We start from the raw sequence: 13,900 nt of genomic DNA on the forward strand, positions 1-13,900 counted from the left end.
GATTAATCATCATTTGTTATTTTAGAAAATTGTCGACGATAACTTATCGGTGGTATTCCTGTGTGCTGGCTAAAAAGTTTTGAAAAGGTACTTCTGTCTTTATAACCCACTTTTTCAATTATTCTATCAAGGTTTAAGTCACTGGTTTCGAGTAGATATTTAGCTTTATTTATTCTTAATTTTTGTACATATTTAAGTGGTGTTATCGCCAATACTTCTTTGAATTTCCTGATTAAAGTACGTTCACTTGTCGCTAATGTTTTTGAGAGTTCTTGGACTGTAAAGGCTTCATTGATGTGTTGACTGATCCACTCTTGGGCATCTTGAATGAGTTTATTATTATGTTCTCTTGCCTGGCTGAGTAATTGTTCTGGCGATATATTTATTTTCCTGGTATCAATTAGCATCGTTTTTGCTGTTTGTTGTAGAATATGTTCGGGTATAAATCTTTTCAGTAATAAAAGCCCTAATTGAAAGTGTGAAGTTGCTGCGCTGGCGGTAATTATATTTCCTTGCTCGATAATGAGTCGATCAAACTTTAACTGTGTTAGCGGATAACGTTTTTTATATAAATGTTCTAGCCACCACACGGTGGTACTTGTCTTATTGGTAAGTAGGCCTGCTTCGGCCAAAAAAAAGGTTGAAGTACAATTGGCACAAATTATAGCGCCACCTTGGTGCTGCTTAATTAGCCATTGATATAAGCTTAGATAACACGATAATTTTTTTGTAAAGGATTTAGCTCCTTCGTACAATATCCCCGGGATATAAATCACATCAAATTGTTGTTTACTTTGCTCTGCCAATTCATGGTTCATAGGTAAGCCATTACTGGTTTTTATTTCATTGTGTACAGAGGTGAAAAACTGCCAATGGAGGAGGGCTTGCTGTTCGTTAAGCTCTTTTCTTAAATGTGCATTAGCGACAACCAATACGTCAGCAAGCCCATGCAGACTTGACCCATAACACCCATCAATCGCAACAATTGCAAAACTGATCATTTTGGCTGTTTTCCCCATAAAATTGTCATTTTGAATGATATTACGCGGTTATTGATGATACTACAATGATCACTTCTTACTTTATATGGAAGTCATTATGGCATTACCAAAACAATTCACAGGTAAGTTAGCCTTACCTGTTGTCAGTGCGCCGATGTTTTTAGCTTCGACACCTCAAATGGTGGTTGCCAGTTGTATAGAAGGCATCATCGGCACTTTTCCTGCAGCTAATCAACGAACAAGTGAAGGGTTGGAGCGTTGGGTCATTGATATTAAACAATCATTAATTGCTTATGAAATTGCTTCAGGAAAGCAAGCGGCACCATTTGGCGTTAATGTAATTGTCCATAAAACCAATCCTAGAGTGAAGGCCGATTTAGCGCTACTGGTTAAGCATAAAGTACCTTTATTGATCACTTCCCTTGGGGCGGTAAGTGATGTAGTTGATGCTGTTCATTCCTATGGTGGTGTTGTCTTTCATGATGTTATCAACGCAAGACATGGGCGTAAGGCTATGCAGGCAGGTGTTGATGGCCTTATAGCTGTCGCTGCTGGCGCAGGAGGTCATGCGGGTACCTTGCATCCTTTCGCCTTAATACAGGAGTTGAGGCAATTCTTTGATAAAACGATTATTTTATCGGGGGCTATCTCAACAGGAGCTGAAATTGCGGCAGCACTTTGTTTAGGGGCTGACCTTGCTTATATGGGCACTCGCTTTTTAGCGACACAAGAATGTCAGATAGCGAATGAGTACAAACAACTGCTTATTGAATCTAGTGCCGAAGACATTATTTATACCAATGCTATCTCAGGAATCCCTGCTAGTTTCGTCAAAAAAAGTATCGAGAATGCGGGCTACGATTTAAATAATTTACCAATACCTGATGGTTTTGATATTGGCGCGGAAATGTCTGATGACAATAAACATCATGAAAACGCTACTGTAACCGCTAAACCATGGAAAGATATATGGTCGGCTGGTCAAGGGGTTAGCGCGATTAAACACGTAATTTCAATTAAAGAGCTAATTAATCAACTCTCTGAAGAATTCGAGCTTGCTATGTTAAAAGTGAAAGTCAAAAGCTGAAGCCAAATAAAGCAGTCAACGTTCAATAAACGCAATAATCTCAATAAATTTAAGAAAATAGAAAATAGAAAATGACAAATTACCCAACACGTTTAACCGATACAATATACGACGATATTTGGTTACCCGCAGAAACTATCGAAGTACGTACCAAAGTAAGAGCATTTGCTGATTATGTTTGATGTTCTATTGCTCATCAATTAAATAATATACCCGAAGTTCTTAATACACTCCCTTGGCCGTTAGTTAAACAAATGGGGGAAGCTGGTCTTTTTGCTATACCATTTGAGAAAAAATATGGTGGTGCTGGGTTATAATTTACAACCTTAGCAACTATGGTGATGTTAGAAGAAATTGACTAGGTAAATTCGGGTGTTGCTGCTGCACTTATTGATATGCAAGTAATTGACTTTATAGATATTTAACCGGGAGTGTTATTGGTAGTGGTAGGTAATTTACTATCTCAAAAGTTAAAAGTTATTTTTCTTTATATAACCAAACGGTCAATTTTTAACTTAAAACAACCTCGCCATTTTGAGTGGTTAGTTTAAATATAACTATGCCACGGTCGGGTTTACTTTTTGAAGGGGTTTTCAACACAAGTGAACATGAAAGAACGTTTATAGCCAGAACGTGCAGGCTTTCTAATTTCAAGCTTATGTTTTATTACGCAAAAACTAGATAATCTTATCGATGCAACTTTTTTCTAAACTGCGCAGGAGTTAGTGTGTTTGCTTTTGCAAATTGCGTTGTCAGATGACTTTGACTGTTGAAACCTAATTTGTCTGCAATGTGAGTAATGGCTAAATCACTGTGCAGTAGTAGCTCTCTTGCTCGCTCAAGACGTGTTTTAATAATAAATTGATGCACTGTATTACCAGTGACTTCTAAAAATAAAATCCTAAAGTAAGACGGACTCACGTGGGCTAATTGAGATAAGTTTGCAATGCTTAAGTCACCATCAAGATGGGTATGTATATAGGTCACGCTTTCTCGAATTCTTGGTAGTTGAGCCGAGTTTGAATTTAAGAGGATAGATTTTTTATTATGTAATATACGATCAATTTGCATTAACGTAGCTGATGATATAGCGTTCAAATAATCCAGATCTTCATCTTTATACATACTACAGCTGGATATTAATTGCCTGATTAGAGCATCTAATAACGCATCATGAAGCACTATAGGCCCCATAAGACTCATCAATAATTCACCTATTTTTTTTGTTAGCGCGTTCGTTATAGGCTCTACATAAATTATAGAAAAATCAACATTACCTTTCATTTGATAAGTAATATCCACTCCCAAAGGAAACAATGTAACTGAGCTGGATGACGATACCTCTAGGGTATTAGCTTGGACATTGGTCCCCGCAAACTGTAAGCCAAATACGAGAGCTGGTAATGCAATGGTTTTTGGTGGCTGTTCCGCACAAATAAAACGCTCGATATGAAAAGGCGTCCGTGTGGCTACAAATTGGCTCATAACCGGCTCTGCTTTTATGACATCAACCGCCAATCGTCTAGCTTCATCTATATTACTTCGCATAGGTCAATCTATTATTGAGTATTTATGTACCATTGATAATAGTCATTTTTTGTAATAATTGCAGTCTATTTATAAAATACTGACAATTTCAATCAGTCTATAGTGGCTTTATTGAACAACAACCACACAAGATACTCCTATGACATATGTTAATGCTACGATAAAATTCAGCGATGGTGAAGTTAAAACTATTGAGGTCAAAAATAACCAAACGGTGTTGGAAGCAGCTGAAGAACAAGGCGTATATCTTATCAATGATTGCCGTGAAGGAACTTGTGGCGTCTGTATGTGCGACGGTGGTAAGGGGACTACTTCAATGGACTCATCAGCGGCACTGAGTACCAGAGAAATAAAAAAAGGTAAACTATTACCTTGTAGCCTTCGCGCACAAAGCGATATAGAGCTGTATTTTGATTACCCTATCGATCTTTGTATGCCCCAATTAAAGGGTTCTATTAAAACATCATTAGTATCTGTTGAGATGATTTCTGACAGTACGGCATTAGTAAAACTCGATGCCTCTAGTTGCGCGCATACCATTAATTTTTCAGGTGGGCAGTTTGTTTCAATGACTCTCCCCGGGACCACGGATAAACGCTCTTATTCAATGGCTAATTTGCCCAACGAAGCCAACGAGCTTGAGTTTATTATTCGTATATTACCCGATGGTTTAATGAGTAACTACCTTCGAGATCAAGCGAAAAACGGTGACATTATTACGTTAACACCACCCAAAGGGAGCTTTAGTTTACGTAACGTTGTTCGCCCATTATTACTTATTGCCGGTGGTACCGGTTTATCAGCTATCGTTTCGATGTTACAAGAATTGGCGCAAGGGCCAAATCGCTCACAATCTGTACGTATGATTTATGGTGTTACGGCATCCGTTGATGTTTGTTACATTGACGTATTGGAAGCACTTAAAGAGAAAATGCCTAAGTTTACCTATGATATTGTCGCCGTCAATACGGATGATAATTGGCAGGGTCCCGTTGGATTTGTCACTGATTTAATGCAACCAGAAGATATGTTCGCTGGTGCCATTGATGCCTATTTATGTGGACCACCACCGATGATTAATGCCGTCAAAAACTGGTTTGATCAATCAGGGCTAGAAGGCTACAAAGTGCATACAGAAATATTTGCGCCAGCGGCGATTACCACAAAATCGAAAGAACCGATTGTTGCCGGTTTAAAACCTTATGGTAGAGCCGTTGTGGTTGGCGGCAGTATGTCGGGTATGTGTACGGCGAAAGTACTGAGTGATTATTTTGACGAAGTCATTATTCTTGATGCTGATATAGGGCATGAATTAGATGACCCGCGTGAAAAAACGCCGCAAGCTAACCATGCTCATCACCTTTTACACAGAGGTCAAGTAGAGTTAGAGCATCTATTTCCTGGTTTTTTAGAAGAGTTAAAAGCGGCAGGCGCCAAGGTGATTGACGCATCAAAAAGCTACCGTATTTTTCAAAATGGTAGCTGGAAAGTTGTTTGTGATTCTGGCGTTAAAGCCTGTGCTTTACGTCGGAGTTTATTAGAAGGGGTGTTAAGAGAGCGCATAGAAACCATCAATAATATTGATTACCGTTACGAATCAACCGTTGATAGTTTATTACTCAATGATCAAACACAAGCCGTTAGTGGTGTGAGTTATATGACCCTCGATGGGGAAGTTACCTTAGCGGCTGATTTAGTGGTTGATAGCAGCGGTAAAAACGCTAAATTCCAAAATATAATGAGTGAATTTGACTACGAGCAACCTGAAGAAAGTGAAATGGCTATTGAAGTCACTTACTCGTCAGTGTTTTTTACGATTGACCCAAAAGATGCCCCAGCAGATTGGGAAATAATGACTATCTACAATCATCGCCCCTATGAGCGTGATGTAACCTATGCCGCCTTTTACTCTGAAGATAAATCATCATTCTTAGTGACTATGTCGAGTTATGGCAGAGACAACTCGCCAAAAACCATTGAAGAGTTTATTGAGTGGTCGCGTGTTCTTCAGCAACCTCATGTTTACGATTTAATTCAAAAAGCGACACCAGTCACTGATGTGAAAGTGTTTAAATTCCCACGTATGTTCCGTCGCCACTATGAAAAGCTAGCTAATATTCCAGCAGGATTTTTCGTGATGGGGGATGCGTTTGCATCTGCAGACCCTGTCTCGGCAGCAGGTATGACTAAATGTTTTCTTGAAGCTAGAGCATTGGAATCAATATTAGCTAATCCAAGTAATTCGCTTACCGATGTGCCTAAACTGCAATACCAAGCTGCTGCTAAGATTTTTGATGAAATATGGTCTGTATTGAGCGAGCAAATTTATCGTTTTCCATGGGTGGAAGGTAAAAGACCGTTCTACCAAAAAGCCATGAACCTTTACGTTGATCATGTCATGAAAATATCAGCGTTCGATAAAGAGGCCTTCGTTGCCTTTTTGCGAGTAACCAACTTTACGGCGCCGATGCAATCATTATTAAAGCCGCGTATTGTGTTCAAAGTAATAAAACATATGCTCACCAAAAACCTGGTGGTCAAACATGATCTGCCTGAAGTAGGTGAACGTAGAGAACCTGTATTCTTAGACGACTAATTTTTATGAAAACTTCAATGATGAGAATTGACATGAATAATAGCTATTTAAAAGTTTGTGCGTGGGGAGGGCCTATTTTTACCGTATGCTTTCTTGTTGCCTTCATTCTTCTTGCGGGTTTTTTACCGCCGCCATCACCAGCAGCTAGTGCTGAAGCCATTGCAGAATTTTATGCAGAGCATTCGATTGGCATTCGTTCTGCGTGTGTTTTAATGATGTTAGGATTTTCTTTTGCGGCACCTTTTTATGCCGCAATTACGGTACGCATGCGGCAAATGGGCAATAGCAGTCCTGCTTTGGTCGCAACATTTGCTATAGCTACAGCCGCCATCACGGCCGTTATATTCGTGGTAATAACTGCATGGGCTGCTGCGGCATTTCGGGTTGATCGCTCTGCCGAGTTAATTCAAGCATTTAATGATTTCGCCTTCCTGCTAATTATTTGGCCTGGGTCAATTATTTCCATGTCATATTTTGCTTTGGGTTTTGCTACTATTTCAGATAATAGAGCAATTCCTGTGTTTCCTCGTTGGTTTGGCTTTATGAATTTTTGGATGGGATTCATGCTATACGGTGGTGCCATTTTATTGTTCTTTAAAACAGGGCCTTTTGCGTGGGATGGCTTATTTGCCTTTTGGATCCCAGCCGTCGCTTTCTTTGGTTGGTATATTGTTACTTCCATAGTACTCATAAAATCAATCAACAGAGACCGACACCTTAATGAGTGATAATAATGCCAGCATCGGTGATGACCCAAAAATAAGAATGACGGGTGAAGCCGGTGTCTGGGGGTTTATTATCGGTGATATGATGTTGTTCAGTACTTTCTTTATCAGTTATTGCTGGGACCGTAGCAACGATCAACTTGTATTTTTAAATGCACAACAAGCGTTGAATCAAACCTTTGGTGTTATCAATACTTTGTTACTTTTAACTGGCTCGCTGTTTGTCGTATTAGCTCTACATTCTGCTAGAAAAGCCATGAGCACAACCGTCACTCACATGTTATTAGCCGCGATTATATGCGGTTGCTGTTTTATTGGTAGTAAAGTGATTGAGTACACTGGGAAAATACAAGACGGTTATAGCTTACTAACCAACGACTTTTTCATGTATTATTTTATGTTAACGGCAATACACTTGTTACACGTTATTATCGGTATCGGCGTACTGTTATATTTATGGGATAAAAGCAGGGAGCCTTCTTGCAATATCACTTTTATTCAGCATTTAGAAAGTGGCGGTGCCGTGTGGCATATGGTCGACTTACTGTGGCTTGTCTTATTTCCATTGTTGTATTTGGTGAAATAAATGTATAGATCAAAAACATCATTCAAACATGATCTTATCTTATGGTTAGTATTGGTATTATTTACCTTATTATCATGGATTTTAGGGCATGATTTTACGGCCATTGATACCAAGATACTGTCCATCATTATTCTGATTATTGGCTTTATTAAGGTTCGTATAGTGTTAATGAATTTCATGGAAATAAAAACAGCCCCACGTTACTTACGTTGGTTTATGGATGGATGGTGCCTTGGGGTTTGTGGACTATTACTATTTATCCTTTATCGGTAGCAGCGTAAAATATCTCAGTAAGTTTATTTTATGGTAACCTTATTACGACATACACTAATAGGATTAATATTGTAGTGACTGAGTTATTTAAGAGCATGTGCCCAGTTAAATACAAAATAAAAGAGCAAATATAGCGGTGTAGTCTTCTTTGTATTTGACCTTTTTACCGTGAAGAACAAGTATCGACTGGTCATGACCTTGTGAGACTTATCTTAGAGTGGTTACGAAAATTGAGTTTTGAGTAGCTTTAGAATGCTTTGTTTAAACTGGCCCTTCGGGAGCTTTCCAGCGCTTCGATAACCGCACAGAATTTCTTTCATATAGAGTGACAATGTGAAAAAAATTCTATTTGTTCTCAAACCGCTGGCAAGCTCTGAGTGGAAACTAACTTAATGGACTTGGTATTAGTTCAATCAACGCTCAAATTGAAATTGCAACGGAAGAACAATCAGTCTTCACTGATGTGGTTGTTGCAAAGCATTCAAGAAGTCAGACCAATATTAACCATTAGATGATGTGATTTTCGCTCACTTGTTGGCAAATATTAACGATACTCAAGCAGTACTTTACAAGATCATACTTTCATCTCGATAGAGCATGATAATTGACTGTTGTTTTAAAACAACATCGCCATTTTGAGTGGTTAGTTTAAGTTCAAATATAACTATGCCACGGTCGGGTTTACTTTTTGAAGGGATTTTTTTAATACAAGTGAGCATGAAAGACAGGGTATCTCCTGCACGCGCTGGTTTTGCTATTTCAAATTCATGTTTAATCCCACCTATACCAGCGTAGTCATTAGTGTCATTAAATAATTTCGAAGCAATACAAAATAAATAAGCACTTGGCGCGGTAATACCACCGTAAAAGCTTGTTTTTGCGGCAATAGGGTCTGCATGAAAAGGTTGAGGATCCCAAATGAGCGAAAATTCCACAATATCTTTTTCGTTTAAGTAAAAACTATTGCCTTGCCATGTTTGGCCGATAGTGCAGTTATCAAAATTAACCATATTTTTTACTCTAAATCAAAGCCACTTAACATCTTAAGTAGCTTTGATTGTTTATTGTTTTTACTCGAAGCGAGCAATGACACTCTTTCCGATAATTTCTTTCATTATCTCTGAGGTACCACCATAAATACGCTGTACACGTGCATCGACATAAAAACGTGAAATTGGGTATTCTTGCATATAACCGTAACCGCCAAACATCTGTAGCGCTTCATCAATCACTTTACACTCCATTTCACAAGCAGAATATTTTGCGATACTGGCTTGCTCTGTCGTTAATGTTTTATTGGCTAAGAGTTCTTTATAATGCTCAAGCATAATGCGATGTAATTCAGTTTGGGTTTTCATATCAGCTATTTTATGGCGAATACTCTGTAATTTCGCTATGGGCTGACCAAAGGCGTGTCGATCTTTTATGTAGTCAAGCGCTAGGTTTAAAGCACCTTCAGCATGTGCAATTCCAATAGCAGCACAACCTAAACGTTCACGCGGTAATTCGTGCATTAGGCCTAAGAAGCCTTGGTCTAGTGTCCCTAACAAATCATCTTCAGTCACGGCAATATTATCAAAGAATAATTCCGAGGTATCTGCAGCATGTTGACCCATTTTATGAAGATTTTGACCACGGCTAAAGCCTTGTTTATCACCATCTACTAAAAAGAGTGACGTTCCTTTTGAGCCTGCTACCGTTAAATCAGTTTTAGCCGCCACAATATAAACCGACGAGTTTTGACCATTAGTGATAAAGGTCTTTGAACCATTAATACTCCAGCCATTTTTTGATTTTGATGCAGTAGTTTTAATGCCTTGTAAGTCACTACCTGCGCCAGGTTCAGTCATACAAATTGCGCCAATACAGTGACCAGTTACCATGCCCGGTAGGTATTTTTGTTTTTGTGATTCGGTGCCTAAATTTAAAATATAGTGAGCAGCAATATCGGCATGCACTAATAAATTACAAGCTAAAGAGAAATAGCCTGCTTTGGCGATTTCTTCAATCACTAAAAAATTAAAATCTACACTAACGCCAAAACCACCGTACTCTTCAGGAATATCACAACATATTAAACCTTCTTCGCCCATTTGATGCCAAACCGATTTAGGAATGATTTTATCTTTTTCCCATTGTTCATAATGTGGCGCAATTTCGTTATCAATAAACCGAAGAACGGTTTCTCTAAAAATATTTAATTCTTGTTGTAATTCTGATCTCATGGTGATTTCCTCAATCTATTTTCTATCTAGTGTTAGGTTTATCTACAATTTAGTTAACGGCATTGTCGTTAATTAGTTGGTGTATTTGTTCAGTGCTATAACCCAATTGGCTGATGATCTTTTGCGAATCATGCCCGTTAGGCTCAGTAACAAACATATTGTCAATACTTTGTTGGTGGTCAAATTTAATCGCTGGCGCTATTTGTTTAACAATTCTTCCTGTTAAGGTAGTAACATCTACCAGCATATTTCTATCTTTCATCAATGGTGATTTAGCCAATTCAGTCATAGTTAAAACGGGTTCAATGCAGGCATCTAAGGGGGCAAAAATAGCCATCCAATCTGCGAGAGATTTTTGTTTTAATAGTACAGCTGTATCTTTGATAAGTGTTTGTTGCAGATCCTTGTCTGTTGAAAAACTTCTTTTGAGCCATTGTGGTTGTTCAATACTTTCAAAAAAGGCGTTCGCAAATTTTGGTTCTAAACGGCCAATCGCAAGGTAGCGACGATCAAGGGTTTGATAATAGGCATAAAAATGCCCACCATTGAGAACCGTAACACTTAACGTAGGATCTTCATCACCGCATGGTGAGAACCACCCGCAATATCCGCAATATTAAAAGCCACAACCTTGTTAAACTTGTGTAGCTGCCTGTTTGATTGCAGATGCATTTGTTACATCAAGTCATAGGTCAATTGCTGTTGCCCCTAGTACTTGTAATTATTTTTGAACATTCTTTAATGAATTGTGATTATCGATTAAGGTTTATTTTGTGATTGTTTTTGAGTGCGAACCAAAATAACCCCGCAAAAACTAAGTCACAGCTACCAGCTAAAAATAATGGCAAAATAGTTATATTTAAAAAAAGATGGTAGGAAAATAGCACAAAAACGCCAATTTTAGCCATCATGCCTAACCAAACAATGGCTTGATATTTATTTAAATCTTTACTGGCTAAATAATAACCAACCCCAAAGGTTGTGATGGCTAATCCTGTAAACTCTACCATTACGTTATATTGTGGTTTATCTGTTAGCTCAAAACCGATGAATGAAAACAACCATTGGTGAGCGAACAAAAAGGTGGCACCTATAGAAACATTAAAAACTGCTGCAATTAAGAACAATACTTTTGTTTTGTTATTTTTAGTCTGCATAACTAGAATTCCTGTGCTATTAAATTTGAATACAATTAATTTTAGGGAGGGTAAAGGTAGAACTTAATAAAGAGTAGTTTTTGTCTAAATTTAAAAAGGCTTAATAAATATTAAGCCTTTTTAGACTATTTATACGGGAAGGGTATGCCTTAAGTATAAATAGCTTTAGGATTTACTATTAAAAGTTGTAACCCAGTTCTAATGTTATCTCACGCCCTTCATTTAACGTATGAGCAAACGCACCAGAATTTAAAGGTATTTTTGAAGTGTAAAGTTCATAACTTTCATCGAGAACGTTACTGACTACTAGCGCAACATGCCAATTGTTTTCTAGTGAAGTCAATGTGGCACGATAGTGAACTAGAGCATAACCATCTTGTTTGGTTAGTATTTCATTATCAGATGACGTGGTGTGCTCTGATTTATAGCTAACACTTAGCATATTAGTTAGATTGTAATCACTAGATACTTCCCATGTATGTTCAGCGGCAATAACGCTTGTATACTTTGCAACCCAAGGTAGTTGTTGACCCGACCAGTCACACTCATTTCTGTTGTTTTCTGGGTTGGCTGTACCCAATGGGTTTTCTGAAAAACTACATGAGGCATTATTAAATTCATCATAAGTAAAGTCTAAATATTCAGCATTGGCGGTGATTCTCAGATCATCAGTAGCGACCCAGATTAGCTCAACATCAACCCCTTGTTGAATTGAACTCGCCGCATTACCGACGTTAAAACCTACACTGCCGTTGAAAACAGAGACTTGCAAGTCGTCATATGTTCCATAGAAGGCACCAATATTTAAGCGTACTGTTTCCCAATCAAGTTTAACACCCACTTCAAAGGCATTAGCGCTTTCGTCTTCAAACTCAGCTCCTTCTTCACCTGTGCCACCTACAGCTTCATAGAGAAGATCAAAACCGCCTGCTTTAGCACCGTTTGCCCAGTTTGCGTAGACCATCATCTCATTATTAGCTTGATAACGAACACTTGCTTGAAACATGGAGTGCTCTTCTTTACGTAGCATGTCAGTATAAGCATGAGGAGTTCCACCGGGCGCTACTAATTGATAACCCATGAAGTAATCAGGTAATACAACAGTACCAGGAGGATAGGGTGCACCAGCTTTTACGATGCCTACTAATGTACTGTAATCTTTTAACTCGCCCATTGCTGGATCATCAACGTGCTTAACATCAGCTAAGCGTATAGATTGGTCTGCGGTTTTTTCACTTTCAGTATAACGTGCGCCTAATGACATGCTTAGTTTATCTGTAAATTCGTAGTCTATTTGAGCAAAAATAGCTGCGACCTCAGTATTTTGATCTAAATTAGCATGACGAGAAAATGGTGATACATCAGCTGCTAAACCTGCGGCAAACTCTGCTGGCATTAACCCTGCTTTTACTGCTGGCGCTAGTGCACCACCAACAATAAGCGGCATATTAAAATCACTATAAAAATCGTTTTTAAACTCATCGTCTTGATAATACAAACCCACTAAAAGGTCTAATTTATCAGTGACATCAATTGCTAAACGTAACTCTTGTGAGAGTTGTTCATAGGTTTCATCTTGTCCGGTATCAATAATACTCAATGGTGTTATATCAACATCATATGCTTGGGTAAAATCATAATTACTTGAACCAGTTATTGAGGTTAGTGTGATTTTATCGTTGATATTATAAACAATTTCCAGCATGGTTTCATCGTTTTCAACTAAACTAAAATCAGGTCCGTTGGTGAAAGGTGCGCCATTACCAATATTAAGTTCATCATCCCCCATACCTAAGGCTATTAAAGGTGAGTCGTTTTTATTGGTAAAGTCAGTATTAAGGTGCATTAGTGGGTCAAGGTTATTACCAATGGTTTTAAAGTTACCTTGTTCGAATCGTAAATAAATACTTAAATTATCGCTAGGCTCCCAAATGGCGCCAATACGAAAAGCATCATCTTTTGCTTGTATTGAATCTTGTTGATTGTAGTGATTATACGCAGCTCCACTCGCTTGATCACGATATTTACCTGCAATACGTACGGCAAATTCATCACCTAAAGGAATATTAACACCACCCATAACTTGGCTGTGTTCATATTCTATACCGTATTTAACGGTAATATCACCCGTGACTTCAGAATCTAATTCAGGACGTTTTGTGATCATGCTAATCGCACCACCAACAGAGCTGTTACCATAAAGGGTAACTTGTGGCCCTTTAAGTACTTCAACACGCTCCATATCAAAGAAACCTGCGCGTTGTTGATTCATGCGACCACGATAAACACCATCAGCATATGTACCAACTGATTGTTCAAATGAAGCATTATCGCCTGAAGAAACACCACGTATGGATAAACGACTCTGAATCGCCAATGTAGGCTGTTCTAAGCCAGGGACAAAGGTACTTAAATCGTCTAAATCGTTAATACCCAGATCATTAATGTTCTGGCCCGTCATTGCGTTTACGCTCATAGGAACGTTTTGAATAGATTCGATTTTTTTACGTGCGGTGACTTCAATGACTTCAATTTTTAATGCTTTAGCTACTTTAGCGTCTTTAGCTGCTTCTTCAGCGATAGCTCCACCACTGAGTAACAATGAGGCACTAATAGCCAGTGCTAATTTATTTTTACGTAAACTTTTTTTATTTGTAATAATTTTCATATTTATCCTCTAGTAAGTTATTTTATTATTGTTT

12 protein-coding genes and 1 pseudogene are annotated in these 13,900 nt (G+C 38.2%); 6 read left to right on the plus strand and 7 right to left on the minus strand.

The window, feature by feature from the left end; genetic code table 11:
* Positions 1-2: 2 nt before the first annotated feature.
* Positions 3-1,001, minus strand: coding sequence for a GlxA family transcriptional regulator (locus CXF71_RS11115; protein ID WP_198559871.1), 999 nt, complete (start codon positions 999-1,001; stop codon positions 3-5).
* Positions 1,002-1,098: 97 nt separating this feature from the next.
* On the opposite strand from CXF71_RS11115, the gene CXF71_RS11120 reads away from it, so the two are divergent.
* Complete coding sequence (locus CXF71_RS11120; protein WP_101233017.1) at positions 1,099-2,088, plus strand: NAD(P)H-dependent flavin oxidoreductase; 990 nt, start codon at positions 1,099-1,101, stop codon at positions 2,086-2,088.
* A gap of 209 nt (positions 2,089-2,297) precedes the next feature.
* A complete protein-coding gene (locus tag CXF71_RS21955) occupies positions 2,298-2,405 on the plus strand; it encodes an acyl-CoA dehydrogenase family protein (protein ID WP_442871931.1) in 108 nt (35 codons plus the stop codon).
* 370 nt (positions 2,406-2,775) lie between these two features.
* On the opposite strand, the gene CXF71_RS11130 is transcribed toward CXF71_RS21955, so the two are convergent.
* The gene (locus tag CXF71_RS11130; protein WP_101233018.1) at positions 2,776-3,636 is read right to left on the minus strand and encodes a helix-turn-helix domain-containing protein; all 861 of its coding nucleotides are present in this window, start codon (positions 3,634-3,636) and stop codon (positions 2,776-2,778) included.
* A 139-nt stretch (positions 3,637-3,775) separates the two neighbouring features.
* Here CXF71_RS11130 and CXF71_RS11135 point away from each other — a divergent pair, with 139 nt between their 5' ends.
* The 4 genes from CXF71_RS11135 to CXF71_RS21960 are packed head-to-tail and all read left to right on the plus strand — an operon-like array spanning position 3,776 to position 7,816.
* Positions 3,776-6,232 (plus strand): FAD-binding oxidoreductase, encoded by a 2,457-nt coding sequence (locus CXF71_RS11135; protein WP_101233019.1) that lies wholly within the window; start codon positions 3,776-3,778, stop codon positions 6,230-6,232.
* Positions 6,233-6,249: 17 nt separating this feature from the next.
* Positions 6,250-6,960 carry a hypothetical protein gene (locus CXF71_RS11140; RefSeq protein ID WP_157826740.1) on the plus strand — a complete coding sequence of 237 codons (711 nt, stop codon included), beginning with the start codon at positions 6,250-6,252 and terminating at the stop codon, positions 6,958-6,960.
* Positions 6,953-7,543 (plus strand): cytochrome c oxidase subunit 3, encoded by a 591-nt coding sequence (locus CXF71_RS11145; RefSeq protein ID WP_101233021.1) that lies wholly within the window; start codon positions 6,953-6,955, stop codon positions 7,541-7,543. Before CXF71_RS11140 ends, CXF71_RS11145 begins: the two co-directional genes overlap by 8 nt.
* Positions 7,544-7,816, plus strand: coding sequence for a cytochrome C oxidase subunit IV family protein (locus CXF71_RS21960; protein ID WP_101233022.1), 273 nt, complete (start codon positions 7,544-7,546; stop codon positions 7,814-7,816).
* 566 nt (positions 7,817-8,382) lie between these two features.
* On the opposite strand, the gene CXF71_RS11155 is transcribed toward CXF71_RS21960, so the two are convergent.
* The 5 genes and pseudogenes from CXF71_RS11155 to CXF71_RS11175 all read right to left on the minus strand — a co-directional run bounded on the left by CXF71_RS11155 (position 8,383) and on the right by CXF71_RS11175 (position 13,866).
* Complete coding sequence (locus CXF71_RS11155) at positions 8,383-8,826, minus strand: FAS1-like dehydratase domain-containing protein (protein WP_101233023.1); 444 nt, start codon at positions 8,824-8,826, stop codon at positions 8,383-8,385.
* A gap of 60 nt (positions 8,827-8,886) precedes the next feature.
* Complete coding sequence (locus CXF71_RS11160; RefSeq protein WP_101233024.1) at positions 8,887-10,041, minus strand: acyl-CoA dehydrogenase family protein; 1,155 nt, start codon at positions 10,039-10,041, stop codon at positions 8,887-8,889.
* Positions 10,042-10,090: 49 nt separating this feature from the next.
* Positions 10,091-10,570, minus strand: a pseudogene (locus tag CXF71_RS11165) (CoA transferase); the annotation flags it as partial.
* Positions 10,571-10,793: 223 nt separating this feature from the next.
* Complete coding sequence (locus tag CXF71_RS11170; protein ID WP_101233026.1) at positions 10,794-11,198, minus strand: hypothetical protein; 405 nt, start codon at positions 11,196-11,198, stop codon at positions 10,794-10,796.
* Between the two features lie 178 nt (positions 11,199-11,376).
* The gene (locus CXF71_RS11175) at positions 11,377-13,866 is read right to left on the minus strand and encodes a TonB-dependent receptor (RefSeq protein ID WP_101233027.1); all 2,490 of its coding nucleotides are present in this window, start codon (positions 13,864-13,866) and stop codon (positions 11,377-11,379) included.
* Positions 13,867-13,900: the final 34 nt, after the last annotated feature.

Source organism: Colwellia sp. 12G3 (assembly GCF_002836775.1).
Classification (GTDB): domain Bacteria; phylum Pseudomonadota; class Gammaproteobacteria; order Enterobacterales; family Alteromonadaceae; genus Colwellia.